This is a genomic window from Citrobacter sp. C5_2 (genome assembly GCF_014596845.2).
Taxonomy (GTDB): domain Bacteria; phylum Pseudomonadota; class Gammaproteobacteria; order Enterobacterales; family Enterobacteriaceae; genus Citrobacter; species Citrobacter werkmanii.
This window is the reverse complement of sequence record NZ_CP115032.1, coordinates 418,164-442,509: the sequence shown is the minus strand read 5'-3', so window position 1 is coordinate 442,509 and position 24,346 is coordinate 418,164. Positions and strand designations below refer to the sequence as shown.

Here is a 24,346-nt window from a genome sequence, read left to right as displayed (position 1 = left end):
CATCTAAAGTAATACAGCGCACAAGGCGCTTTCCAGTATTAATTATATCCTGTCGATAATAAAAAACCGCCGCCCTGTGGGCGGCGGTTATTGTTCGCTTACTTTTTGCTGCTATCTGCAGCTTTATCGGCCGGTGCAGCATCTGGCTGTGCCTCGGCTTTCGGTGCCGGTTTGATGTCTAACAGTTCAACATCAAAGACCAGCGTAGAGTTGGCCGGAATACCCGGAACGCCGGTTTTGCCGTAAGCCAGATCCGGTGGGATAACCAACTGAATTTTACCGCCTTTCTTGATGTTTTTCAGACCTTCAGTCCAGCCAGGGATAACACCATCAAGACGGAAAGAGAGCGGCTCGCCACGGGTGTAGGAGTTGTCAAACTCTTTACCATCAATCAGCGTACCTTTGTAGTTTACAACCACGGTATCGCTGTCTTTCGGCGCAGCGCCGGTACCTTCTTTCTCTACTTTGTAGATCAAGCCGGTGGAAGAGGTTTTAACGCCTTTCTCTTTAGCAAATTTCTCGCGGTAAACTTTACCTTTGGCTTCATTGTCAGCCGCGTCTTTTTCCATTTTCGCCTGAGCGGAGCTCTTCACGCGCGCTTCAAACGCCTGCAGAGTTTGTTCGATTTCCTGGTCAGAGAGCTTGCTCTTGTCAGCAAACGCATCCTGAACGCCAGCGATCAGCTGATCTTTATCCAGTTTGATGCCCAGCTTTTCCTGCTCTTTCAGGGAGTTTTCCATATAACGACCCAGTGACGCGCCCAGCGCGTAAGCGGATTTTTGGTCGTCATTCTTGAATGCTGCTTTGCTGTCAGCAGTAGCGGCTGGTTTCGCAGCATCAGCAGCGAAGGTGATCGGGGCATGCAGAGCAACAGCCATTGTGGTCGCCAGCAGCGTTACTTTAAACAGTGATTTCATCCATATCTCCAGGGCCGGGGCATCTCACCCCAGGGTTATCTAACATAAAAATGTACTATAAAGCGTTGCAGAACAAATCAACATACAGGCACGCCCTATTATCACCACTTTTCAGACTCTTTTTGTTTAAATTAGTTTCGTTGCCGAAGATTGAGTGCTGTGCAAACAGGCAAAGTTAAGTAGAATTCGCCGCAGTCCGCGATCTGCCGGAGAAAAAAGAAAGAGGTGAATCATGCAGGATACAACATTGGAAACTCGCCTGGCCGAGCTGGAAAGCCGCCTGGCATTTCAGGAAATCACCATTGAAGAGCTCAACGTGACGGTAACTGCGCATGAACTGGAAATGGCTAAACTACGCGATCATCTGCGTCTGCTGACTGAGAAGCTGAAAGCCACGCAGCCGTCCCACATCGCGTCGCAGTCCGAAGAGACCCCACCGCCGCATTATTAAGACGTAAAAAAAGCGGGGATATCCCGCTTTTTTGTGCCCGATGGCGCGAACGCTTAGCAGGCCTACTCACATATACCCAAAGGATTTCAAATCACAGCAAGGCGGCAAGCTTGAGGAAGTCCCGGGAGCATAGATAACTATGTGACCGGGATTTGAAAGCGCAGCCAACACCGCTGTGGGTTGAAAGACGAAGGGTATTAGTGGCAACCGCAGCCGCCGTTACCTTTACCGCCACCGCCGCAGCAGCCTTCGCCACCGTGCTCGTGACCATGGTCGTGGCCGTGACCACCGCAGCAACCATCGTGACCGTGGTCATGATCGTGGTCGTGACCGTGCGCGCCGTGAACGTGGCCATGAGCCAGTTCTTCTTCGGTCGCTTCACGAATCGCTACAACTTCTACGTTGAATTTCAGGTTCTGGCCAGCAAGCATGTGGTTACCGTCAACCACAACGTGGTCGTCTTCCACTTCGGTAATTTCTACCGGTACTGGACCCTGGTCAGTTTCAGCCAGGAAACGCATGCCAACCTGCAGTTCGTCAACGCCCATGAAGACGTCTTTAGGAACGCGCTGCACCAGGTTTTCGTCGTACTGACCGTAAGCGTCGTTTGCGCCAACAGCAACGTCGAATTTGTCGCCAACTTCATGACCGTCCAGCGCTGTTTCCAGGCCAGAAATCAGGGAACCGTGACCATGCAGGTAGTCCAGCGGTGCACTCACCGGAGACTCATCAACCAACACACCGTCTTCTGTACGTACCTGATAGGCCAGGCTGACCACCAGGTCCTTTGCTACTTTCATGATATCTCCTGAGCATGGAAAGAATAGTGGCGCAGATTGTAGCGGAATTCTGCACCCGTGTACCCTCTAGCTTAAAAAAAGCTGCGCCATATCGCTAGTCCGGATGAAAAATCCCGATCACTTGCTCTTCTTTGCGAACATGTTCGCGCGCCTCTTTATCGGCTTCCCGCATCTGATGCCCGCACTTAACACACTCAACAATATCGATATTATTTTCGCGCCACATCGCCAGCGTATCCTGCGCCTGGCAGGACGGACATTTTGCGCCTGCAATAAAACGTTTACGAATTGCCATGATTACCTCTACTCAAATTCATCCCAGCCATCCAGCTGACGCCGCTCTTGCTGCATCTCACGTTGGAAAATTTCCTCCAGTTCACGCCGGGCTTCCCTGGCTCGCGAGATTTGTACCGTGTCTGTATGCATGGGAATCAATTCCCGCAACATGCGCATATCGAGCCGCCGAAAATGCAACTGAGCGCGCTGAGCCTGGTGCGGATGCATCCCCAACGTGACCAGCGTTTTACGCCCCAACTCCAGCGCACTGGAGAACGTTTCGCGGGAAAACTGCGTCACCCCGGCCTGTAATAACTCATGCGCCTCTACACGTCCGCGCGCTCGCGCAAGAATATGCAAATGCGGAAAGTATTGTTGGCAAAGCTCCACCAGTTTCATGGTGTCTTCGGGTTCATTACAGGTAATGACGATGGATTGCGCCGCCTCTGCCCCCGCAGAACGCAACAGATCCACTTGGGTGGCATCTCCGTAATAGACCTTATAGCCATATTTGCGCATCAGATTCACAGCGCTGATATCTCGCTCCAGGACGGTAATACGCATTTTATTGGCCATCAGTAAGCGACCAATAACCTGACCAAAGCGTCCAAACCCCACGACAATGACCTGCGGTTTATCATCCTCCACCCAGGGTTTTTCATCTTCTTCATCCGGGCCGTTAAACTGGCGGGAGAGCCATTTATCAATCAGCTTCATCACCAGCGGCGTGGTCATCATCGACAACGTGACGGTCACCAGCAGTAGCGCCATTTGATCGCCCTGAAACAATCGTTGCGAGGATGCCGTTGAAAACAGCACGAAAGCGAATTCACCGCCCTGGCTTAACACGCCGGCAAACTGCATTCGTTCAGAGCTTCTCATGCCGTTCAGTCGTGCCAGCACATACAGCACCAGCATCTTCACGACCACCAGCACGATTACGCTCGCCGCTACCCACAGAATATGGGTATAGAGCACGCCGAGATTGAGCGACATGCCGACGGAGATAAAAAACAGTCCGAGCAACAGGCCTTTAAAGGGATCGATTGCCGTTTCCAACTCATGGCGGTATTCGCTTTCCGCCAGCAGCACGCCCGCGATAAACGTTCCCAGCGCCATCGACAATCCCAGCGCATCCATAAATAGCGCGGAACCCAGTACCAGCAGCAGCGTAGCGGCGGTGAACACTTCCCGCACGCCAGAACCCGCAATGAAGCGGAAAACAGGGCGCAGCAAATAGCGTCCGCCAATCAACATGCCGGCGAAAGCCAACACCTTCATGCCCACTTTGATCCAGTCAAAATGTTCATCGGCAGACCCCGCCAGCAGTGGAACCAGCGCCAGTGCGGGGATCACTGCCAAATCCTGGAACAGCAGCACCGAAAAACCCAGTTGCCCGGATTCGCTGCGGTTCATGCCTTTTTCGCGCATCAACTGTAGCGCCATGGCGGTCGATGACATCGCCAGACCAATGCCGCCGACCACTGCCGCTTGCCAGGAGAATGCGGTCAGCATCAGCAAGCCAGCCAGTACCACTGCGCTCAACATCACCTGCGCGGCACCGACGCCAAAAATTGAACGCCGCAATTGCCATAACTTGGCCGGGTTAAGTTCCAGCCCAATGATGAACATCAAAAAGACGACGCCCAGTTCGGAAAAGTGCAGGATTTCATCTACATCGCTAATGAATCCTAATCCCCACGGGCCGATAGCGATCCCCGCCAGCAAGTATCCTAACACCGGGCCAATACCCAGCCGCGATGCCAGCGGCACCGCAGCGACCGCCGCGAAGAGGAACAACACTCCCGCGGTCAATAAATCAGAACCTTCCATCAGCGGCCTCCCACAGGAATCGGATTCGCCAGCCAGTCACCGTACGCTTTAGCATGGCTGTCCAGCTCCTGCTTCGTTTGCCGCCTTGCCCAGTAAACGATGATTGGGCTCATCCAGTGCATGCGGCACATACCGGCCGTTAGCTCAAAAGGGCGCAGTACATCGCTCATCGGATAACGGTTCAGCGCGTCATAACGGTACGCGCTTTCCGGTTCACCGGTGGTGATGACACTTCGCCAGTACTTTCCCGCCAGTTGATTCCCTCCGGGACCGCTGGCAAATCCGCGGCTCAGTACACGGTCAAGCCACTCCTTTAACAGCGCCGGGCAGCTATAGGTGTAGAGAGGATGCTGAAAAACAATCACATCATGCTCGCGCAACAGCGCCTGCTCATGCGGAATGTCGATGAAAAAATCAGGATAGTGCGCGTAAAGATCGTGCACGGTCACATTACTGAGCTGCATGGCCGGTTTAAGCAGAACCCGGTTCGCGACCGAGTCCTGAGATTCCGGATGGGCATACAGCAGCAACACTTTCGCTGGCTGGAACATCATCCCCCTCCCGGTTTTGTCTTTTGTCTATTTTCGACGTTTTGGGCTACCATGGCGCCTCAGTGCGGCAAACGGCCCACACATTACATTATCATAATGATAAATTAACATAGTCTGAACATACGGCGCCTTATGATTGTTTTCTCATCGTTACAAATTCGTCGCGGCGTGCGCGTCTTGCTGGACAATGCCACGGCCACCATTAATCCAGGGCAGAAAGTTGGTCTGGTGGGCAAAAATGGCTGCGGTAAATCTACTCTGCTGGCATTGCTGAAAAATGAACTCAGCGCTGACGCCGGAGGATTTACCTATCCGGGAAACTGGCAACTCGCCTGGGTGAATCAGGAAACGCCAGCGTTGCCACAGCCCGCGCTGGAGTACGTGATTGACGGCGACCGCGAGTATCGTCAACTGGAAGCGCAGTTGAACGATGCCAACGAACGTAACGATGGACACGCCATTGCCACCGTCCATGGCAAGCTGGATGCCATTGACGCCTGGACCATACGCTCACGTGCGGCAAGCCTGCTGCATGGCCTCGGCTTCTCCAATGAACAGCTTGAACGTCCGGTCAGCGATTTTTCCGGCGGCTGGCGTATGCGTCTTAACCTGGCGCAGGCGCTGATTTGCCGTTCAGACCTGCTGCTGCTTGATGAACCGACCAACCACCTCGATCTTGACGCGGTGATCTGGCTGGAAAGATGGCTGAAAAGCTATCAGGGCACGCTGATTCTGATTTCCCATGACCGCGACTTCCTCGACCCGGTGGTGGACAAAATTATTCATATCGAACAGCAAACCATGTTCGAGTACACCGGCAACTACAGCGCGTTTGAAATCCAGCGCGCCACCCGCCTCGCGCAGCAACAGGCGATGTACGAAAGTCAGCAGGAGCGTGTGGCGCACCTGCAAAGCTATATCGATCGTTTCCGCGCTAAAGCAACCAAAGCAAAGCAAGCGCAGAGCCGTATCAAAATGCTGGAACGTATGGAGCTCATTGCCCCGGCGCACGTGGACAACCCGTTCCACTTCAGCTTCCGTCAACCGGAAAGCCTGCCAAACCCGCTATTGAAGATGGAAAAGGTCAGCGCTGGCTATGGCGATCGCGTCATTCTCGATTCGATCAAACTGAATCTGGTGCCGGGTTCACGCATTGGCCTGCTCGGTCGTAACGGTGCGGGTAAATCAACCCTGATTAAGCTGCTGGCGGGTGAACTGGCCCCCATCAGCGGTGAAATCGGTCTCGCCAAAGGCATTAAACTGGGTTACTTCGCGCAGCATCAGCTGGAGTTTTTACGTGCCGATGAATCCCCCATCCAACACCTGGCGCGCATGGCGCCGCAGGAACTGGAGCAGAAACTGCGCGACTACCTCGGCGGATTCGGCTTTCAGGGCGATAAAGTCAGCGAACAGACCGCCCGCTTCTCCGGTGGTGAAAAGGCGCGCCTGGTGCTGGCATTGATCGTCTGGCAGCGCCCGAACCTGCTGCTGCTTGATGAACCGACTAACCACCTGGATTTGGATATGCGTCAGGCGCTGACCGAAGCGCTGATCGATTTCGAAGGCGCGCTGGTCGTGGTCTCGCACGACCGTCATCTGATTCGCTCCACTACCGACGACCTCTATCTGGTGCACGACAAGAAAGTCGAGCCGTTTGACGGCGATCTGGAAGATTATCAACAGTGGCTGAGCGATGTGCAGAAACAGGAAAACCAGAGCGACGAACCGGCGAAGGAGAGCGTGAACAGCGCCCAGGCGCGTAAGGATCAGAAGCGTCGCGAAGCTGAACTCCGCACCCTGACGCAGCCGCTGCGCAAAGAGATCACCCGTCTGGAAAAAGAGATGGAGAAACTACAGGCGCAGTTGGCGCAGGCGGAAGAGAAACTCGGTGATAGCGAACTCTACGATCAAAGTCGCAAAGCCGAACTCACTGCCTGTTTGCAGCAGCAAGCGAATGCAAAATCCGGGCTGGAAGAGTGTGAAATGGCCTGGCTGGATGCGCAGGAACAACTCGAACAGATGCTGGCCGACTAACGATGGGAAGACGATGATGAATCAGCTGACGACCAACGATATTACCTTCCGCAAGCTGAGCATCTTCATGACCTTTATGGAGAAGGGTAACATCGCCCGCACCGCCGAGGCGCTGAACATCAGCGGCGTTAGCGTTCACCGGGCGTTACACACGCTGGAAGAGAACGTTCGTTGCCCGCTGTTCGTTCACAAAGGGCGTAATCTTATCGCCCAGCCCGCAGCGTGGACATTGCTGGAGTACTGCCAGGAAGTCACCCAATTGATGGAACGCGGGCTGGAAGAGGCGCGCAAAACGGCAGGCGTGGGTCAGGGCCGTTTACGCGTTGGCACGCTCTACTCACTGACGCTGGAGACGGTACCGCACCTGATTATGGGCATGAAGCTGCGCCGCCCGGATCTGGAGCTGGATCTCACCATGGGCTCCAACGAAGCGCTGCTGAAGATGCTGGAAGACGGCGTGCTGGACGCCATCCTCATCTCCATTTCCGAAAGCGAAATCGACCGCAACAGCCTCGAAGTGCTGCCCCTGTTCCACGACGATATCTACCTCGCCGCACCGATGTCAGCTACGCTGGACGCCACCATGAAGGCGGACCTGCGCCACTATCGCAATGAGAAATTTGTCTCGCTGGCGGAAGGATTTGCCACCTACGCCGGTTTTCAGGAAGCATTTCATATCGCCGGGTTTGAGCCTGAAATCGTTACCCGCGTCAACGACATCTTCTCCATGCTCAGTCTGGTACAGGCAGGGGTGGGTTTCTGTTTAATGCCGGGGCGAATGAAGAAAATGTATGAGAATACCGTGAAGCTGCAAAAACTGGCTGAGCCCTATCAGATGCAGCAGCTTATCGCGATTGTCTTTGCCCGCAACCGCGAGCGCGACCCAAGCCTGTTAGCGCTGGCCGCCGAAAGACGCATGTACGCCAGGACGCTGAACCAGAACGTCTGAATCGCCGGATGGCGACGCTTCGCGTCTTATCCGGCCTACATCAGATGCGAGCCGTAGGCCCGATAAGCGCAGCGCCATCAGGCAATCACATCACGCACGAAGGCGTTTCGCCAGATGCACGGCAACATCGACGCCGCTGCGCTCCAGAGAAATAGACTCCCCTTCCCACGCGGCCTGACGCGTCAGGCAGGTCAGTACGCCACCGGGCGGCATTTCAATCGCCAGCCGCGCTTCACGTTCGTTAGCGGAAATCACCGCCTCCTGCCAACGCACCGTGCGCGCCATATTCATCGCCAGGTCATCAGCAATACGCTCCGGCTGCCACAGCACGCGTCCGGTACTGCCGCTCAGGTAGGCATAGCGCGGACGGGAAAGCATCACGCGGCTAAACGCTTCAACCAGCTTGTGCGCGGGCTCGGCCAGCAGTTCACAGTGCGACGGCACGCTCACCGCCAGACGAGAAGCCTTACTGGCCCCTTTGGCCATCGCGCGTTTTGCCACTTCCGCCATCGCTTCATCGGTACCCGCAATCACAATCTGCGTTTCGGCATTCAGGTTGGCAATATAGGTTTCGCTGCCTGCCACCAGGCTTTCCACCTGATTTAACGTTAGCCCCATAATCGCCGTCAGGCCGTAACCATGTGGGTATGCTTGCTCCATTAAGTCACCGCGCAGCGCCACCAGCGTCAGCGCATCGGCAAAATCGAGCGCACCGGCAACCACCGCCGCCGGGTACGCGCCAATGGAGAGTCCACTGAGGATATCAGGCGCGACACCACGACGTTCAAGCTCACGCGCCCAGGCAACGCCGGCAATCAGCAGAGACAGTTGAACGGCTCGGGTATGTTTCAACGCTTCAGGGCTATCCAGCGTATCCACCTCGGCCCCCAGCACTTCACGCGCCTGAGCGAGCTCCGCCCCCGGAAGGTTTTGCAGCATACCTTCGTGCTGTGTCCCCTGCCCCGGGAAGGTAAACAGAATTTTCATGACTCCTCCCTGCCCCACGGATCGCGCACCAGTTGCGGCCCCTTTGAGGTTTTTAACAGCGCTTTTCCATCACGCAGCCATTCATTGAGGGCAAAGCCGCCGCGCGGAGTATCCACTTGAGTATCTGCCCGGCACAGTTCGCCCGTCAGCTGCTGCTGCCACTTCTCCAGCGCTTGTCGGGAGAGCGGCTGAGGCGCGCGGATCAGCAGATCCAGATCGCTTGCCGCATGGATCACCGGGATCCCGGTCGCCAGCGCATAGCCGGTACTCCCGGTAATGCCCCACGTCCACGGCCACGACTGCTGGGCCAATAATAAAGCCACCTGAAGCGGCGGCTGAGAGATAAAGGGCGAACGCAGCAGCGTCTGCGGGTCCACCAGCGATTCCGGCGAGCAGACGCGAACGACCGCCTCCGCTTTCACCCAACCGGCGGCGCGCTGGTCGCGCTTCATCCCGCGGACGCCCACGGGAATACGCCCCTGCGCATCAACATCACGCCGCACGACCACCGGCAGACCGCTATGCCAGACGGTATCCACCCAGGATTCCGTGACATCCTCGAGCGCGTCGCGTGCGTTCAGCCAGATAAGATCGTGTGGACGTAATGTTGTGCTCATGATTTAGATTCCTGAAGTCAGCGAGATAAACAGCGGCAGCGACAGGATACACAGTACAGAGCTCAACAGCAGCACGGCTTCTGCATCTGGAGACTGCACGCCAAAGCGGTTACCGAACACCACGCCGAAGAAGCCCGCGGACAGTGCAATCATCAGGATGGCAGTGATAGCCACGGAACCATGCAGGCCGAAAATCAGCACGATACTCCAGGCAATAGCCGGTTGAATCAGCAACTTAGCGATGGTGGAAGTAATCACCACGGTATTGATTTGCAGTTTACGCGCAGAGAGGATAACACCGGTCAGGAACAGCGCCGCCGCAGTAGCAGACAGACCCAGCGGTTTGATCGCCGCCAGCACCAGCTCCGGCATTTTAATACCAATGGCGGAAAGGATAACCCCCAACAGCGGGCCCATTACGATTGGCTTTTTAATCGAACGCCACATCAGTACTGGCAGCATAGAGAGCGTAGAACCGGAATTACCGCCTTCCGCACGCGCTTTTTCGCGTTCGAGGATCAGCAGGCAGAACGGTGTCATCAGCACGGAGCCGCAGGCGATGGAAACGGCAACGGAAAGCGAGGTGGAAGAGGTTTCACCCAGCACGCTACCCAGAATCGGCAGACCCAGCGCGGCATAGTTTGGCAACGCAACGGTCAGGGTCAGCACGGCGGCATCCTGTGGAGATTTCTTGAAAACTTTGGTCGCCATAAAGTAGATAGCGGCATAGGTAATCCACATCGCCAGCGTCAACACCACAATCAGCGGTGACTGAGCCACGATACCGGCCCACGGCGTTTGTACCGTGGCGCTAAACAGCGCTGCGGGTAACGCAAAGTCCATCACAAAGATGTTGAGCAGGGAGACATTTTTGTTGTCGACCATTTTGGCCTTCCCGGCCCAGAATCCCAGCAACATAATGACGAAAATCGGAGCAAGAGCATGAACAATTACGTAAGTCATATTTCACCTGTAATCTTAAAAGAAGTAGCACTGACGCGATGATTGTTATTTTTCAGATGCAGCGACCCACGCGGGTGCAGTCACTGCACCCGCGGAGCCGTACATCCGGCAGGTCTCTTTTTTTACTTACCAGCTTGCTCGCATGCGTTCGCGTACGAGGGCAGAGCTGCGGCGATTGTCGGCACCCAGACGGCTTTTAAGCGTAGGGTCCTGACGCGCGTCGTTGATGGCCTGTTGCAGGGTATTTTTCACCAGCGCCAGGTCTTGTGCGGATGGGGCATCCGGGTTGCTGATATCCAGCAGATTTTCCAGCAGGCCCAGGGTGGCGTAGTTGCTGATGTCATAGGCCATCGGCGGAATGGTTGCCGCCAGTTTTTCCAGCGCCTCAACGGTACGCAGGGTAATGCGCGCCGCGGACTCTTTGCCCATCGCGTGAATCAGTACGCCTTTATCGTTGAAGGCGATCAGACGGTTTGCCTGGTAGCCGTGCGCCAGAAACGCACCGGACATCGCTTTACCGACGATAAGACCAATCACCGGGTGGCCTGCCAGACGCGCATTGGCATACGCCGCAGCCGCGCCAGCCAGCGCCTGATGAATGCCAAAGCCTTCTTCACGACGACCATAGGCCTGGCTGGCGACGTCAATCACCGCTACGATCGGGCGCTTCACGGCACTGTTGGCATCGGCGGCGATGGTTTCACTGACGACTTTCGCAAGCCACCAGCCTTCCAGCAGACCGACTTCACCTTTGGTGGCGCGCGGATAGTGGTTATGGGCATCCGGAACGACGGCGATAAAGCGCACGTTTTCACCGTTCAGCTCGCCATCAGCGGCCTGTACGGACGCGCACAGCCCTGCAATACGTTTGGCGCCTGGCGCCAGCGTTTCCAGCCATAATTCGCCACGGCTAATTACGTTACTCATCATTTCACCTCCCGGGCGAAGAGCGCTCTAATCTGTTCTGAATCGGCCTGTTTGCGGGTATCAAAATGGCTCAGGCGGTCGAGATACCAGTCGTAATTATCGGTGCGATGTTTTGCCGGAACGCCTTTCGCCAGCGCCTCGTTCATGGCGGCTTTCACCGCGTTCACACCGTCGTTGACCAGTGCTTCTACCAGCCCGCTTTCGTAGCGAACTTCACCACCGGTCATGCTCCAGATGAACGGACGGTCGCGGGAGTCATACTCTTCAATCCCGGCTTCTTGTTCGATTACCTGCGGGCCGTTCAGGCCGAGACGCGCTTCGCGGGTCACAATCAGATAGCTACACAGCGCCGCCGCGATGGACATCCCGCCGAAGCAGCCCACAGTACCGGCCACAATGCCAACCACCGGGGTGTAACGACGCAGATCCACAATCGCCGCATGAATATCGGCAATCGCCGCCAGACCGAGGTTCGCTTCTTGTAAACGAACCCCGCCGGTTTCCAGGCTCAGTACCGCCTGAGTAGGAATGCCGTTACGGTTATCTTCCGCCGCCAGCTCCAGCGCCGCTGCCATTTTGGCACCGGACACTTCGCCCATGCTGCCGCCCTGGAACGCGCCTTCAATCGCTACAACAACGGCCGGTTTACCATTGATGGTGCCTTTTGCCACCACCATGCCGTCATCGGCCTGTGGAACAATGCCCTGTGCACCGAGCCACGGCGACATCACGCCTTCAAATGGGTCGAGCAGTTCACGGTAGCTGCCTTCATCCAGCAGCGCATGCGCACGCTGGCGTGCTTTTAATTCGATAAAACTGCGGTCATCACGCATAGCTCACCTCTTCAAAAACCTGTTCGATACGGATGCGCGCCACGCCCGGCGTCGCGCCGAAGTCATGGATGGTCAGTTTGCCCGCAGGCAGGCTGCTGACCGTCTGCAGACGGTTGAACAGCGCTTCCCAGCGGCGGGTGCTGTTATCGACAGAAGTGGTGATATCAATGGTTAACGTCTGGCCCTGGTCGGCGGTGAATAACACCTCCATATCCCCGGAGCCCACAACGCCTGCCAGCGCTTTGCCGCTTAAGGTGCGGCTGGCCGGTACGGTTAACGTAATGTGTTCCATAACATCCTCTTAATGCTTTAAATACGGCGATTCGACGTGATTTCGACGCGATCGAGAAATAGCGTGGCGGCGAGCAGGTCAGCCGCGCCGCCCGGCGAGGCGTTTAGCGCCAGCATCTGGCTATCCAGTTCCGCTAATGCCGCCTGACCCGCCGGGTGCGCGCTGCCGCCTGCATTCAACACGGCGCGCGCGCCCTCCTGCATGGCATCAAGCCCTTCCAGCCCGGCACGAGAAAGTACGCAGGTATCGGTCAGCGAGGTCATGATGGCCATCAGCGCATCCAGCCTCGCGTGCGTCTCGCTACTACCGCGCAGGCGGCTTAAACGCAGCTGCGGCAGCGCGCGCTGCATCACGTGCGGAAACGCCTGCTGAGCTTCTTCACGAGCGCCCGGTACACGATAACGATGCGTTGCGCGAAGCCCTTTGCTGAACACCTTCGGCGCTGCGTCATCCGGCAGCTTCGCCAGTTCCGCTGCGGTAGCGGCTATCTGCTGCGCGCCACCGGCACCACCGTGCATCGCAACGGCGCTCACCAACAACCCCAGCGCCCAAATCGCGCCGCGGTGGGTATTCACGCCGTGGGTCGCGGCCATCATCTGCTGCTCGCCCTCACGGCCGAGTCGCCCTATGGTTTGTCTGAGCGCAATATCCGCTGGACGCTGCCAGCTTTGCTGCGCCAGCGCCTGAAACGTAGGGGTCAGGCTATGTGCGGAGCGCTCCATTAGCGAAAGCGTAAGATCGTGGTGCGCACCGTTCCCCCGACTGTCCACCAGACCGGGTTTCGGGCTTAATCGTGCTTCGTCAATCAGACACTGCGTGGCGGTTCGCGCCAGCCACTCGGCACCGCCTTCAACCTGAATCTGGGGCAGAAGTTTCATTACCAGCTCCGGAATTTCGCAGGTGGGTTGTAAAGACCGCCGGACCATTCCACCAGGTCCGCGACGCTACCGGCTGCCAGCAGCGAACGGGTGGCATCGGTACGACGAATGCCCATATCTTCCGGATAGACCACCTTGCCGCTCTGACGCAGCTCGGCAACGCGCTTAGCGTCAACGCCCAGCCCGATATCGGTGATCCCTGCTACCGCAGCCACCATCGCACGGCGCTCTTCAAGATCTTTGGCGCGGTAGAGGTAGGCGATACCTTCTTCGGTCAGCACGTGGGTTACGTCATCGCCGTAGATCATTACCGGTGCCAGCGGCATACCGGAGGCTTTCGCCACGTCAACCGCGTCCAGTTTTTCGACGAAGGTTGGCTTCACGCCCGCCTGGAAGGTTTCGACCATTTGCACCACCAGTTTTTTACCGCGCTGCATTGGGTCGGGTTCGGTGATCATATTCAGCCAGGCTGGCGTTGCATGACGACGACCGTGCGGGTCGTGACCCATGTTTGGCGCGCCGCCGAAGCCAGAAAGACGGCCGCGGGTCACGGTGGAGGAGTTGGCGTAGCCATCAACCTGCAGGGTGGAGCCAATAAACATATCTACCGCGTACTGGCCAGCCAACTGGCAGAAGGCGCGGTTAGAACGCATCGAGCCGTCGGAACCGGTAAAGAAGATGTCTGGGCGGGCGCGGATATACTCTTCCATCCCCAACTCGCCGCCGAAGCAGTGCACGCTTTCTACCCAGCCGCTCTCAATTGCCGGAATCAGCGTTGGATGCGGGTTCAGCGTCCAGTGTTTACAGATTTTGCCTTTCAGACCGAGCTGTTCACCGTAGGTTGGCAGCAACAGTTCAATCGCCGCGGTGTTGAAGCCGATACCGTGGTTCAGCGACTGTACCTGATGTTCCGCGTAGATGCCTTTAATCGCCATCATCGCCATCAGGATGTGTTCCTGTTTGATCAGGCGCGGGTCGCGGGTAAACAGCGGTTCGATAAAGAACGGTTTGTCGGCGACAACCACGTAGTCAATCCAGGAACCCGGAATATCCACGCGCGGCAGGTCGCATTCGTCGTCCACCAGCTCGTTCACCTGTGCGATGACGATACCGTCGTGGAACGCGGCGGCTTCCACCAGCGCCGGGGTATCTTCGGTACTCGGCCCGGTGTAGAGGTTACCTTTACGGTCAGCTTTATAACCGGCAATCAGCGCCACGTTCGGGGCCAGGTCAACATAAAGACGGGAATAGAGTTCGATGTAGGTGTGGATGGCGCCGATTTCCAGTTGGCCATCTTCCAGTAGCTGCGAAATACGCAGGCTTTGGGTACCGGAGAAGGAGAAGTCCAGCTTGCGGGCGATGCCTTTTTCAAAGATATCCAGATGCTCGCTACGCCCGACGCTTGGCATAATCATATGCAGGTCGTGCACAATCTGCGGATTGACTTCAGCCAGCATGCGGGACAGGAAATCTGCCTGCTTCTGGTTATTCCCTTCTAATACCACGCGGTCACCCGGCGCGATCAGTTTTTCCAGCATCGCGGTCAGGTCTGCGGTCGGCAGCACCTTACCCTGCACCGGAACGGAAGCCAGACGGCGCTGTTTTTCCGTGCGGCGGGTGTTCCAGACTCGTGCTGGCGTTTGCCCAGATAACATTATTAACCTCCTGATTCAGCTAATCATTTTGATTGCTTAACACTGGAAAGAGTGTGCACCCTGGTGAGAAAGTCATCAATTAAGCGTAGGAAAGAATCATTAGCTTGAGAGTAATAATTGAAGTAACCATTTGTGACGATGATCAATTCACGCCGGGAGGGAGGAGGAAGCGGGTAACGCAACCCGCTTGCGGAAAACTAGCTTTGTGCCGCCAGGCGCTGGCGGATCTGTTCGAAGTGCTCACGGTTAAACAACTTCCCGTTGAGAAAACGGGTTTTCAGCTCTCCTTCCTGCTCTTGCACCCAGGTTTGTTCATCATGCAGACGCAATTCTCCTTGCTCATCACGTACTACGCGAAGCAAACCTCGGGCCGAGCGCTTTAAGCCGTTATCGGTTTTCGGCTCTTTAAAAATCGTCCGACCCTTGCCGTCGACTTCGCCCCACGTTGCCTTCATCGCAAAACCGAAGGTGTCACGCGTGTTGTACTGATAGGTAAAAGAACCCACGCCAAACACCACATTTGAACTGGCAAATCCTTTCGCTTCCAGGCGGCGCAGGATCTCATTCGCCCGCTCAAGGGTGATGGAATCGCCATAAATTAGCCCCACATGTGGGTCGAGCACCTTGTAGCCTTTGGCGTTAACCGTGCCGCCAAATATCTCCCACAGCACCTCCACAGAGCCTTTCTCCTGTGCCGTACGATCGGCTCGTGTATCCTCATCCGCGCCAGTACCGCACAGGATCTCAACCGGATTACCGCTGTCCGGGCGGAAAACCACCCGTCCCTCGCGCGCCAGAATGATGTTCTTCAGCTCGCGGGTGTACTCCGTCAGTACCTGCCAGTAATCCCACGTATCAGAGACAATCGACACAAATCCCTGCGGGTAGAGATCGGCAATCAGGCGGCGGAAGGTTTCAATCTCATGCTCACGCTCCCCCATACACATCACGCTGTGCTCGGTCGCCGGAATGCTGGCGCCGATAAAATAGGGCTCGCCGTCGGTATAATAATCCCGGGCGTAGAGAAGCGACGGAATGCTGTCAGTGCCTTTAAAACTCAACAAGTGGCCGCTGCCCGCCTGCATGGTATCCTGCAATCCGGCCATACCGCGAAATGAAAAGTCATGGCACTGGAAGTCGAGGTGCGTCAGGTCGCTACAGGTTTTCTGTGCCCAGCGCGCGCAAATTTTACGATAGTGATGAGCAATGGTGGCGTTTGTTGACGCCTTCCACAGTTCTGCCGACAGCACGGTCTCCAGGTAATTCACCAGCCAGAAAAACTCAGGTTGGGTGTTGATGATAGTTAAAACGGGCACCGCCATCGGCACCTTGCTGCCTTCATCCAGCGCTTTGATGTGCAACGGCAGATAGCCCAACTGATGCAGGGCGCGGATATGATCAACCGCTACCGCATCTTTGCCGAGATAGCTGTCCATGACCTGTTTGTATTCGCTGACCACCTCGTCTTCCGGACGGGCAAAGAATGCCTCGTTAAACAAATCAACCAGAAACCACTGCAGAAAACCTTGCAGGCCAAAAAACACCAGTTTGCCATCCGCCAACGGCGAGGAGAAAAAGCGATCGCTGCGCGGGGTAAAGTTGGAATACACGCGGCTGGTTCCTTGCGGATACTGTACGCGGTGAGAAACTTTGTAGCCGTCGATAGCCAGAATCGGGTTCATTTTCATAATCAGTATCTCCCTCAGGCGCGGTAAATCGCGTCAATGTCGATAAGCTCAAGCTGCGGATGTTCCAGCGTCGGGGCAGCGAAAGAGGTGGTGGTGTAGATAGCATCAATACCGTTCGCAAACAGGTGTTCAACGCCCTTAGAGAAAATACCGTGGGTGATATACAGGTTGACGCTACGGGCACCTGCATCACGGAGTACCTGCGCAGAACCAATGAACGTACCGCCAGCGTCACACAGGTCGTCAACAATCAGCATATCCCGGCCCCTGACGTCTCCGGCGACTAAAGCAAACCCCGTCAGCTTGCCGCTTGCCACATCGCGTTTTTTGCTCAGGACGGCGTACTCCGCTACACCGACCGCTCTGGCAACGGCATCAATTTTCTTCAGCGATCCGGCATCAGGGGCGACCAGCATTAGCGCTTTTTGCCGGAACTGCCGCTGCAAGGTCGCGCTGTGCAGAAGGCAAGTCTCTTGTGAAATCGCCACAAAATTATTGATAGCTGCCGCCGCCGCGTCACTGTGCGGATCGAGCACCTTCACCCTATCGAATTGCAGCGTATTAAGCTGGCTGGCAAAGACTTTCAGCGCAAAGCTATCACCCGCCACCATATGGCGATCCTGACGAGCCCACGGTAACCAGGGAAGTTCGAGATGACTGACCAGCACATCCGTTTGATGGCGAACCGCTTCCACCAGTTGCGCCAACAGCATAAAGTCGTTCATATCGCGCATCGCCGTCGCACGAATGCGCATCAGGCGAGCAAAGGGTGGTAATGCTTCAGTAACCTTCAACCAGACGGCGCCATCAGGAAAAACACCGTGTGTCACTCCGTAGCCCTGGTCATCCAATGTTAGTGTCAGTTTTATGTTCATCACGCTCACCCCTTAATTGTGTCCCTTCGACACAATTAATAATGTCCTTAGGACACATATAAAGCAAGCAAAAATGCATTATTTTTAGGCCATCGCATAACCAACTGATAAATAATAAGAAAAAACGAACCTTGCCCCCCGGTATTGGGCTGGTACACTTGTGGGCGTTGCAAATCATCGTGAGTACCTTATGACCACCGAAGCCGACTACCTGAATCAATACGATGCCCGCCGCTTTCCCACACCACTGGTGACGGTCGATAGCGTGCTGTTTACCCTGCATCAACAGGCGCTGTGCGTATTACTGGTTGAACGAGCAAACCAGCCGCAAAAAGGGCGTTGGGGATTACCAGGTGGCTTCATTGATATCGCGCGCGATGACTCCACTCGCGCCACAGCGCTGCGCAAGCTCACTGAAAAAACAGGAGTTTTGCCTTCGTGGCTGGAACAACTGGATACTTTTTCCGGCCCGGATCGCGACCCGCGCGGCTGGAGTCTGACAGTCGCCTGGTTTGCGCTAATCGCCTGGGTAGACTGTGCGCCGCACATCGCCAGCGTCAGCAATGCCCGTTGGGTGCCGGTTGATGAGCTGAAAAATTATTCACTCGCGTTCGACCACGGAGACATCATTACGGCGGCCCTGCATCGCTTGCGGCAAAAAACAATGTACTCGCTACTGCCCGTATACTGCTTGCCGGAGACATTTACCCATGGGCAACTGCTCGAAGCCACCGAGGTGATCCTCGGTCAGTCGATCCAGCGTAAAAGTCTGATTCGCCGCTTTGAAGCGTCAGGAATGTTTGAAGATACCGGAGAAAGCGTGGCAACAGGGACGCGTAAAGCTCGCCTGTGGCGACGAAAGCCCGACGTCGATTTTCATTTTTTCTCGCGTAACCTGCTGACTGACTAGCGACAAAATCACATATTGGCTAACCCGCAAGCGCTGCGCGCGGTATAGTTATTCTTTCCGATTATTAATTGCTCTGGTGTTATGGTTGAAATCACGTCCACAGAAATGATCCCACCTACTGATGATTCGCGAGAATTCCGCCCTATGCGCGGTATCAGTAACCGCCATTTGCAGACAATGCTGCCGCGTTTAATTCGCCGCAAGGTGAAGTTCGACGCCCATTGGCAGCGTCTGGAATTACCCGACGGTGACTTTGTCGATCTGGCATGGAGTGAAGATCCGCAACAGGCGAAGCACAAACCGCGCCTGGTGGTTTTTCACGGTCTGGAAGGCAGTCTGAACAGCCCGTACGCACATGGCCTGATTGAAGCAGCGCAAAAGCGCGGCTGGCTGGGCGTGGTGATGCATTTTCGCGGCTGCAGCGGCGAACCAAATCGTCTCAACCGTATTTATCATTCTGGTGAAACAGAAGATGGCACCTGGTTTTTACATTGGCTGGAACGCGAGCTTGGTCGTGTGCCGACCGCGGCGGTCGGCTATTCACTCGGCGGGAACATGCTTGCCTGCCTGCTGGCCAAAGAAGGCAACGATATTCCCATTGATGCAGCGGTTATTGTCTCTGCGCCTTTCGTGCTGGAAGCCTGTAGTTACCATATGGAGAAGGGGTTCTCACGCGTCTACCAGCGCTATCTGCTCAATCTGTTGAAAGCTAACGCCTCGCGTAAGCTACAGGCCTATCCGGGTTCGTTGCCGGTGAGTCTGACCCAGTTGAAATCCCTGCGTCGCATTCGAGATTTTGACGATCTCATCACTGCCAAAATCCACGGTTTTGCCGATGCTATAGACTATTACCGCCAGTGTAGCGCCATGCCATTGCTTAATCAGATCGCCAAACCGACGCTGATTATCCATGCCAAGGACGATCCGTTTATGGATCATCACGTGATCCCTGAACCGGAAAACCTGCCCTCACAGGTGGAGTATCAGTTGACTGAACACGGCGGACACGTCGGATTTATTGGCGGCACAGTGCGCCGCCCTGAGATGTGGCTGGAATCCAGAATTCCCGACTGGCTGACAACGTATCTGGAGGCGTCATCATGATTATCCCCTGGCAAGACATCTCCCCGGACGCGCTGGACAATCTGATTGAAAGCTTTGTCTTGCGCGAAGGTACCGATTATGGTGAACATGAACGTTCGCTCGAACAAAAAGTCGCCGACGTCAAACGCCAACTACAATCAGGTGAAGCCGTCCTGGTGTGGTCCGAACTGCATGAAACGGTCAACATCATGCCGAGGAAGCAGATTCACGAGTAATTCGTAGCCGACGGCTGACTATAATAAAAAATCAACCTATTCATGGAGTTGTTATGTCTGCCAAACATCCGGTGATTGCGGTAACAGGATCCAGCGGCGCGGGGACCACCACCACCAGCCTCGCGTTTCGTAAAATTTTCGCGCAGCTAAATCTGCGCGCCGCCGAGGTGGAAGGTGACAGTTTTCATCGCTATACCCGTCCGGAAATGGATATGGCGATTCGCAAAGCGCGCGATGCCGGGCGACATATCAGTTATTTCGGGCCCGAAGCCAATGACTTTGGTCTGCTGGAACAAACCTTCATTGAATACGGCCAGACGGGAAAAGGTCAGTCGCGTAAATATCTGCACACCTACGATGAAGCCGTACCGTGGAACCAGGTCCCGGGAACGTTTACCCCCTGGCAGCCATTGCCTGAACCGACGGATGTCCTGTTCTATGAAGGGCTACACGGCGGCGTCGTCACCCCACAGCAAAATGTGGCCCGGCATGTCGACCTTCTGGTCGGTGTGGTGCCGATCGTTAACCTGGAATGGATCCAGAAACTGACCCGCGATACCAGCGAGCGTGGACACTCGCGTGAAGCGGTGATGGACTCGGTTGTGCGTTCAATGGACGATTACATCAATTACATCACGCCGCAGTTTTCCCGTACGCACATTAACTTTCAGCGCGTACCCACCGTCGATACCTCAAACCCCTTTGCCGCCAGGAGCATTCCGTCGCTGGATGAAAGCTTTGTGGTCATTCATTTTCGTAATCTGGAAGGGATCGACTTTCCGTGGCTTCTGGCCATGCTGCAAGGCTCATTCATTTCCCACATCAATACATTAGTCGTACCTGGCGGCAAAATGGGTCTGGCGATGGAATTGATTATGCTGCCGCTGGTCCAGCGATTGATGGAAGGTAAAAAGATAGAGTGAGGTACGGGATGTGCCCGACGGCGCTACGCTTATCGGGCCTACGAATCGGTATCGTCCTGTAGGCCCGATAAGGCCAAGCTGCCATCCGGCTTCACGTATTACGCAGCAACCACTTCATAGGAGTGGGTAATATTCACCGCCTTTTCCAGCATCAATGCCACAGAGCAATATTTTTCCGCCGAGAGATCAACAGCACGGGAGACCGACGCCTCTTTCAGATCGTTGCCGGTGACGATGAAATGCAGATTAATGTGGGTAAACAAACGCGGCGCTTCTTCACGGCGCTCAGAGGTGAGTTTCACTTCGCAGTTGGTCACATCCTGACGCCCTTTTTGCAGGATCGACACCACATCGATCGCGCTACAACCGCCTGCCGCCATTAATACCATTTCCATCGGGCTCGGCGCTTTATCACCGGAGTTACCGTCCATCAAAATTTGGTGGCCAGAGGCGGACTCACCGAGGAAGGTTAACCCCTCAACCCACTTTACACGCGCTTGCATAATTCGTAACTCCAATGTTTCAATTTTCCTGACAGATTACGCGTACATAACAATTCTCGCAACGGAAGGCGACCTGCGTCATGCTGAAGCGAGACACCAGGAGACACACGGCGAAAGCTATGCTAAAACAGTCGGGATGCTACAGTAATACATTGACGTACTGCATGTATGCAGAGGACATCACATTACAGGCTGCAGTATATTTTTAGTAGCCCCCTTCCCAGGTAGCGGGAAGCACATTTTTGCAAACCCAGAGGCAGCGTCGTTTTCTGGCTCTGGAGACAGCTTATAACAGAGGATAACCGCGCATGGTGCTTGGCAAACCGCAAACAGACCCGACTCTCGAATGGTTCTTGTCTCATTGCCATATTCATAAGTACCCATCGAAGAGCACGCTGATTCACCAGGGTGAAAAAGCGGAAACGTTGTATTACATCGTTAAAGGCTCAGTGGCAGTGCTGATCAAAGATGAAGAAGGGAAAGAAATGATCCTTTCTTATCTGAATCAGGGCGATTTTATTGGTGAATTAGGCCTCTTCGAAGAAGGCCAGGAACGTAGCGCTTGGGTACGGGCCAAAACCGCATGTGAAGTCGCTGAAATTTCCTACAAAAAATTTCGCCAATTAATCCAGGTCAACCCGGATATTCTGATGCGCCTGTCTTCTCAGATGGCTCGTCGCCTGCAGGTCACGTCTGAAAAAGTAGGCAACCTTGCCTTCCTCGACGTCACCGGTCGTATTGCCCAGACTCTGCTGAATCTGGCAAAACAGCCTGACGCGATGACTCACCCGGACGGTATGCAGATTAAAATCACCCGCCAGGAAATCGGCCAGATCGTTGGCTGCTCCCGTGAGACCGTTGGTCGTATTCTGAAGATGCTGGAAGATCAGAACCTGATCTCCGCTCACGGTAAGACCATTGTCGTTTACGGCACACGTTAATCCCATCGAAATGGCGCGTTACCCGGTAGCGCGCCATTTTTGTTTGTTCCGATGTGGCGAAGACTGATTTATCACCCCGAGATCAACTACGCACTACGGCAGACGCTGGTGCTGTGTTTACCTGTGGCCGTCGGTCTTATCATTGGTCAGCTTCATCTGGGGCTTCTGTTTTCCCTCGTCCCTGCCTGTTGCAACATTGCCGGTCTTGATACCCCGCATAAACGCTTTTTTAAACGTTTAGTTATTGGCGCATCGCTGTTTGCCGGTTGCAGCCTGATCATGCAGTTACTGCTGGCGCAAGAGATACCACTGCCGCTCATCCTCACCGGCCTGACGCTAATTCTTGGCGTAACCGCCGAGCTAAGCCCGTTGCATGCGCGACTGCTGCCAGCCTCACTCATCGCGGCAATTTTCACGCTAAGCCTTGCCGGGAACATGCCCGTCTGGGAGCCATTGCTGATCTATGCACTGGGTACGTTGTGGTACGGTCTGTTCAACTGGTTCTGGTTCTGGATGTGGCGTGAGCAGCCACTGCGTGAATCGCTTAGCCTGCTGTACCGCGAATTAGCCGATTACTGTGAGGCCAAGTACAGTCTGCTGACCCAGCATGCCGATCCAGAAAAAGCGCTGCCTCCGCTACTGGTTCGTCAACAAAAAGCGGTGGATTTGATTACCCAGTGCTACCAGCAAATGCACATGCTGTCGGCGCATCACAATAATGAATACAAGCGACTGTTGCGTGCCTTTCAGGAAGCGCTCGATTTGCAGGAACATATTTCAGTTAGCCTGCATCAGCCGGAAGAGGTGCAAAAGCTGGTCGAGCGAAGCCACGCGGAACAGGTGATTCGCTGGAACGCGCGCACCGTCGCCGCCCGCCTGCGCGTCCTGGCCGATGATATCTTGTATCACCGCTTACCGACCCGTTTCTCAATGGAAAAGCAAATTGGCTCGCTGGAGAAAATCGCCAACCAGCATCCGGATAATCCGGTAGGACAGTTTTGCTACTGGCACTTCAGCCGTATCGCCCGCGTGCTACGGACCCAGCGCCCGCTGTATGCCCGAGATTTGATGGCGGACAAACAGCGGCGGTTGCCGTTGATCCCGGCGCTGAAAAACTATCTGTCGTTGAAATCCCCGGCGCTGCGTAACGCCGGGCGCATTAGCGTCATGCTGAGTATCGCCAGCCTGATGGGCAGCGCCTTACATCTGCCTAAACCTTACTGGATTTTGATGACGATCCTGTTCGTCACGCAAAATGGCTATGGGGCGACCCGGGTGCGTATTTTGCATCGTTCGGTGGGTACGCTCGTCGGACTGGTGATTGCCGGCGTCACATTGCACTTTCATATTCAGGAAGGTTTCACGCTGGCAGGCATGTTGCTGATCACGTTAGGCAGCTATCTGATCATTCGCAAAAACTACGGCTGGGCCACCGTCGGCTTTACGGTTACGGCGGTATACACCCTGCAACTGCTGACGCTGAACGGGGAACAATTTATCGTGCCGCGGTTTGTCGACACGGTGATTGGCTGCTTAATCGCCTTTGGCGGCACGCTCTGGCTGTGGCCACAGTGGCAGAGTGGTCTGTTGCGTAAGAACGCCCACGATGCGTTAGAAGCCGACCAGGAGGCTATTCGCCTGATCCTCAGCAACGATCCGCAGGCCACGCCGCTGGCGTATCAACGCATGCGGGTCAACCAGGCGCATAACACGCTGTTTAACTCACTGAATCAGGCAATGCAGGAGCCGGGATTCAACGCGCACTATCTGGCGGATATGAAACTGTGGGTCACGCACAGCCAGTTTATTGTTGAACACATCAACGCGATGACCACACTGGCAAGGGAACATACGATGCTGACGCCGGATTTGGCGCAGCGGTATCTGGAGTCCTGCGAAATTGCGCTCCAGCGCTGTCAGCAGCGGCTGGAGTATGACGGACCGGGAAGCTCGGGCGATGTGAATATTCTCGAAGCGCCTGAAATGCTGTCCCACGGTCCATTAAGCACCCTGGAGCAGCATCTGCAGCGAATCTTGGGGCATCTGAACACCATGCACACCATTTCGTCGGTAGCATGGCGTCAACGACCCCACCACGGGATCTGGCTTAGCCGTCGGTTGCGGGACATGAAAGGTTAAGATCGGCTGCCGGATGCGCTACGCTTATCCGGCCTACGAATCACACCTTACCCTGTAGGCCGGATAAGGCGCTCGCGCCGCCATC

25 protein-coding genes are annotated in these 24,346 nt (G+C 55.4%); 9 read left to right on the top strand and 16 right to left on the bottom strand.

The genetic code is table 11. From position 1 onward, the window contains the following. Positions 1–98: 98 nt before the first annotated feature. Complete coding sequence (gene fkpA, locus ICA20_RS02085; protein ID WP_038634767.1) at positions 99–917, bottom strand: FKBP-type peptidyl-prolyl cis-trans isomerase; 819 nt, start codon at positions 915–917, stop codon at positions 99–101. Positions 918–1,149: 232 nt separating this feature from the next. On the opposite strand from fkpA, the gene ICA20_RS02080 reads away from it, so the two are divergent. Then, a complete protein-coding gene (locus ICA20_RS02080; protein ID WP_038634770.1) occupies positions 1,150–1,368 on the top strand; it encodes a protein SlyX in 219 nt (72 codons plus the stop codon). A gap of 197 nt (positions 1,369–1,565) precedes the next feature. Here ICA20_RS02080 and slyD read toward each other — a convergent pair whose 3' ends face one another. The 4 genes from slyD to kefG form a co-directional block, all read right to left on the bottom strand. Beyond that, positions 1,566–2,168, bottom strand: a complete 603-nt coding sequence (slyD, locus tag ICA20_RS02075; protein WP_006687368.1) for a peptidylprolyl isomerase — start codon at positions 2,166–2,168, stop codon at positions 1,566–1,568. Between the two features lie 94 nt (positions 2,169–2,262). Then, complete coding sequence (locus tag ICA20_RS02070; RefSeq protein WP_016154768.1) at positions 2,263–2,463, bottom strand: YheV family putative zinc ribbon protein; 201 nt, start codon at positions 2,461–2,463, stop codon at positions 2,263–2,265. Positions 2,464–2,471: 8 nt separating this feature from the next. Continuing rightward, entirely contained in the window at positions 2,472–4,277 is a 1,806-nt protein-coding gene (gene kefB / locus ICA20_RS02065; protein ID WP_038634774.1) for a glutathione-regulated potassium-efflux system protein KefB, read from the bottom strand. Beyond that, positions 4,277–4,828, bottom strand: a complete 552-nt coding sequence (kefG, locus tag ICA20_RS02060; protein WP_003023629.1) for a glutathione-regulated potassium-efflux system ancillary protein KefG — start codon at positions 4,826–4,828, stop codon at positions 4,277–4,279. The genes kefB and kefG overlap by 1 nt, the downstream gene beginning before the upstream one ends. A 132-nt stretch (positions 4,829–4,960) precedes the next feature. Here kefG and ICA20_RS02055 point away from each other — a divergent pair, with 132 nt between their 5' ends. Both ICA20_RS02055 and ICA20_RS02050 read left to right on the top strand, forming a co-directional pair. Then, positions 4,961–6,862 (top strand): ABC transporter ATP-binding protein, encoded by a 1,902-nt coding sequence (locus ICA20_RS02055; protein ID WP_038634776.1) that lies wholly within the window; start codon positions 4,961–4,963, stop codon positions 6,860–6,862. 16 nt (positions 6,863–6,878) lie between these two features. After that, positions 6,879–7,811: a LysR family transcriptional regulator gene (locus tag ICA20_RS02050; protein WP_038642912.1), complete on the top strand. Its 933-nt coding sequence runs from the start codon at positions 6,879–6,881 to the stop codon at positions 7,809–7,811. A gap of 90 nt (positions 7,812–7,901) precedes the next feature. Here the strand turns inward: ICA20_RS02050 and mdcH are convergent, their stop codons facing one another. From mdcH to prs, 10 genes are all read right to left on the bottom strand, one after another. Further along, positions 7,902–8,798 (bottom strand): malonate decarboxylase subunit epsilon, encoded by an 897-nt coding sequence (mdcH, locus tag ICA20_RS02045; RefSeq protein ID WP_038634778.1) that lies wholly within the window; start codon positions 8,796–8,798, stop codon positions 7,902–7,904. Beyond that, positions 8,795–9,415 carry a malonate decarboxylase holo-ACP synthase gene (locus ICA20_RS02040; protein WP_038634780.1) on the bottom strand — a complete coding sequence of 207 codons (621 nt, stop codon included), beginning with the start codon at positions 9,413–9,415 and terminating at the stop codon, positions 8,795–8,797. Before ICA20_RS02040 ends, mdcH begins: the two co-directional genes overlap by 4 nt. 3 nt (positions 9,416–9,418) lie before the next feature. Further along, positions 9,419–10,378, bottom strand: a complete 960-nt coding sequence (locus ICA20_RS02035; protein WP_038634783.1) for an AEC family transporter — start codon at positions 10,376–10,378, stop codon at positions 9,419–9,421. A gap of 126 nt (positions 10,379–10,504) precedes the next feature. Further along, entirely contained in the window at positions 10,505–11,305 is an 801-nt protein-coding gene (gene mdcE, locus ICA20_RS02030; RefSeq protein WP_038634786.1) for a biotin-independent malonate decarboxylase subunit gamma, read from the bottom strand. Then, complete coding sequence (locus ICA20_RS02025) at positions 11,305–12,138, bottom strand: biotin-independent malonate decarboxylase subunit beta (RefSeq protein ID WP_038634789.1); 834 nt, start codon at positions 12,136–12,138, stop codon at positions 11,305–11,307. Before ICA20_RS02025 ends, mdcE begins: the two co-directional genes overlap by 1 nt. Next, on the bottom strand, positions 12,131–12,430 hold the full coding sequence (gene mdcC / locus ICA20_RS02020; protein WP_032945188.1) for a malonate decarboxylase acyl carrier protein: 300 nt from the start codon (positions 12,428–12,430) through the stop codon (positions 12,131–12,133). Before mdcC ends, ICA20_RS02025 begins: the two co-directional genes overlap by 8 nt. A gap of 17 nt (positions 12,431–12,447) precedes the next feature. Beyond that, positions 12,448–13,308: a triphosphoribosyl-dephospho-CoA synthase gene (locus ICA20_RS02015; protein ID WP_038634790.1), complete on the bottom strand. Its 861-nt coding sequence runs from the start codon at positions 13,306–13,308 to the stop codon at positions 12,448–12,450. Further along, a complete protein-coding gene (gene mdcA / locus ICA20_RS02010) occupies positions 13,308–14,963 on the bottom strand; it encodes a malonate decarboxylase subunit alpha (protein ID WP_038634792.1) in 1,656 nt (551 codons plus the stop codon). The genes ICA20_RS02015 and mdcA overlap by 1 nt, the downstream gene beginning before the upstream one ends. Before the next feature lie 197 nt (positions 14,964–15,160). Further along, on the bottom strand, positions 15,161–16,651 hold the full coding sequence (locus tag ICA20_RS02005) for a nicotinate phosphoribosyltransferase (RefSeq protein ID WP_038634794.1): 1,491 nt from the start codon (positions 16,649–16,651) through the stop codon (positions 15,161–15,163). Between the two features lie 14 nt (positions 16,652–16,665). Continuing rightward, complete coding sequence (prs, locus tag ICA20_RS02000; RefSeq protein ID WP_038634796.1) at positions 16,666–17,526, bottom strand: ribose-phosphate diphosphokinase; 861 nt, start codon at positions 17,524–17,526, stop codon at positions 16,666–16,668. 190 nt (positions 17,527–17,716) lie between these two features. On the opposite strand from prs, the gene ICA20_RS01995 reads away from it, so the two are divergent. The 4 genes from ICA20_RS01995 (at position 17,717) to ICA20_RS01980 (ending at position 20,678) form a co-directional block, all read left to right on the top strand. Further along, entirely contained in the window at positions 17,717–18,436 is a 720-nt protein-coding gene (locus ICA20_RS01995; RefSeq protein WP_038642914.1) for an NUDIX domain-containing protein, read from the top strand. Positions 18,437–18,517: 81 nt separating this feature from the next. Beyond that, entirely contained in the window at positions 18,518–19,540 is a 1,023-nt protein-coding gene (locus tag ICA20_RS01990; protein WP_038634798.1) for a hydrolase, read from the top strand. After that, positions 19,537–19,755 (top strand): YheU family protein, encoded by a 219-nt coding sequence (locus tag ICA20_RS01985; RefSeq protein ID WP_003023615.1) that lies wholly within the window; start codon positions 19,537–19,539, stop codon positions 19,753–19,755. Before ICA20_RS01990 ends, ICA20_RS01985 begins: the two co-directional genes overlap by 4 nt. A 53-nt stretch (positions 19,756–19,808) precedes the next feature. After that, a complete protein-coding gene (locus ICA20_RS01980; RefSeq protein WP_038634800.1) occupies positions 19,809–20,678 on the top strand; it encodes a phosphoribulokinase in 870 nt (289 codons plus the stop codon). Between the two features lie 98 nt (positions 20,679–20,776). On the opposite strand, the gene ICA20_RS01975 is transcribed toward ICA20_RS01980, so the two are convergent. Then, the gene (locus ICA20_RS01975; protein WP_006687378.1) at positions 20,777–21,181 is read right to left on the bottom strand and encodes an OsmC family protein; all 405 of its coding nucleotides are present in this window, start codon (positions 21,179–21,181) and stop codon (positions 20,777–20,779) included. Between the two features lie 308 nt (positions 21,182–21,489). On the opposite strand from ICA20_RS01975, the gene crp reads away from it, so the two are divergent. Further along, positions 21,490–22,122 carry a cAMP-activated global transcriptional regulator CRP gene (crp, locus tag ICA20_RS01970; protein WP_000242758.1) on the top strand — a complete coding sequence of 211 codons (633 nt, stop codon included), beginning with the start codon at positions 21,490–21,492 and terminating at the stop codon, positions 22,120–22,122. 51 nt (positions 22,123–22,173) lie between these two features. Continuing rightward, positions 22,174–24,261 carry a YccS/YhfK family putative transporter gene (locus tag ICA20_RS01965; protein WP_038634805.1) on the top strand — a complete coding sequence of 696 codons (2,088 nt, stop codon included), beginning with the start codon at positions 22,174–22,176 and terminating at the stop codon, positions 24,259–24,261. Positions 24,262–24,346: the final 85 nt, after the last annotated feature.

Excerpts from the sequence above, each read along its gene's own strand:
- fkpA (WP_038634767.1), bottom strand. The coding sequence starts at position 917 with ATGAAATCACTGTTTAAAGTAACGCTGCTGGCGACCACAATGGCTGTT.
- ICA20_RS02080 (WP_038634770.1), top strand. The coding sequence starts at position 1,150 with ATGCAGGATACAACATTGGAAACTCGCCTGGCCGAGCTGGAAAGCCGC.
- slyD (WP_006687368.1), bottom strand. The coding sequence starts at position 2,168 with ATGAAAGTAGCAAAGGACCTGGTGGTCAGCCTGGCCTATCAGGTACGT.
- ICA20_RS02070 (WP_016154768.1), bottom strand. The coding sequence starts at position 2,463 with ATGGCAATTCGTAAACGTTTTATTGCAGGCGCAAAATGTCCGTCCTGC.
- kefB (WP_038634774.1), bottom strand. The coding sequence starts at position 4,277 with ATGGAAGGTTCTGATTTATTGACCGCGGGAGTGTTGTTCCTCTTCGCG.
- kefG (WP_003023629.1), bottom strand. The coding sequence starts at position 4,828 with ATGTTCCAGCCAGCGAAAGTGTTGCTGCTGTATGCCCATCCGGAATCT.
- ICA20_RS02055 (WP_038634776.1), top strand. The coding sequence starts at position 4,961 with ATGATTGTTTTCTCATCGTTACAAATTCGTCGCGGCGTGCGCGTCTTG.
- ICA20_RS02050 (WP_038642912.1), top strand. The coding sequence starts at position 6,879 with ATGAATCAGCTGACGACCAACGATATTACCTTCCGCAAGCTGAGCATC.
- mdcH (WP_038634778.1), bottom strand. The coding sequence starts at position 8,798 with ATGAAAATTCTGTTTACCTTCCCGGGGCAGGGGACACAGCACGAAGGT.
- ICA20_RS02040 (WP_038634780.1), bottom strand. The coding sequence starts at position 9,415 with ATGAGCACAACATTACGTCCACACGATCTTATCTGGCTGAACGCACGC.
- ICA20_RS02035 (WP_038634783.1), bottom strand. The coding sequence starts at position 10,378 with ATGACTTACGTAATTGTTCATGCTCTTGCTCCGATTTTCGTCATTATG.
- mdcE (WP_038634786.1), bottom strand. The coding sequence starts at position 11,305 with ATGAGTAACGTAATTAGCCGTGGCGAATTATGGCTGGAAACGCTGGCG.
- ICA20_RS02025 (WP_038634789.1), bottom strand. The coding sequence starts at position 12,138 with ATGCGTGATGACCGCAGTTTTATCGAATTAAAAGCACGCCAGCGTGCG.
- mdcC (WP_032945188.1), bottom strand. The coding sequence starts at position 12,430 with ATGGAACACATTACGTTAACCGTACCGGCCAGCCGCACCTTAAGCGGC.
- ICA20_RS02015 (WP_038634790.1), bottom strand. The coding sequence starts at position 13,308 with ATGAAACTTCTGCCCCAGATTCAGGTTGAAGGCGGTGCCGAGTGGCTG.
- mdcA (WP_038634792.1), bottom strand. The coding sequence starts at position 14,963 with ATGTTATCTGGGCAAACGCCAGCACGAGTCTGGAACACCCGCCGCACG.
- ICA20_RS02005 (WP_038634794.1), bottom strand. The coding sequence starts at position 16,651 with ATGAAAATGAACCCGATTCTGGCTATCGACGGCTACAAAGTTTCTCAC.
- prs (WP_038634796.1), bottom strand. The coding sequence starts at position 17,526 with ATGAACATAAAACTGACACTAACATTGGATGACCAGGGCTACGGAGTG.
- ICA20_RS01995 (WP_038642914.1), top strand. The coding sequence starts at position 17,717 with ATGACCACCGAAGCCGACTACCTGAATCAATACGATGCCCGCCGCTTT.
- ICA20_RS01990 (WP_038634798.1), top strand. The coding sequence starts at position 18,518 with ATGGTTGAAATCACGTCCACAGAAATGATCCCACCTACTGATGATTCG.
- ICA20_RS01985 (WP_003023615.1), top strand. The coding sequence starts at position 19,537 with ATGATTATCCCCTGGCAAGACATCTCCCCGGACGCGCTGGACAATCTG.
- ICA20_RS01980 (WP_038634800.1), top strand. The coding sequence starts at position 19,809 with ATGTCTGCCAAACATCCGGTGATTGCGGTAACAGGATCCAGCGGCGCG.
- ICA20_RS01975 (WP_006687378.1), bottom strand. The coding sequence starts at position 21,181 with ATGCAAGCGCGTGTAAAGTGGGTTGAGGGGTTAACCTTCCTCGGTGAG.
- crp (WP_000242758.1), top strand. The coding sequence starts at position 21,490 with ATGGTGCTTGGCAAACCGCAAACAGACCCGACTCTCGAATGGTTCTTG.
- ICA20_RS01965 (WP_038634805.1), top strand. The coding sequence starts at position 22,174 with ATGTGGCGAAGACTGATTTATCACCCCGAGATCAACTACGCACTACGG.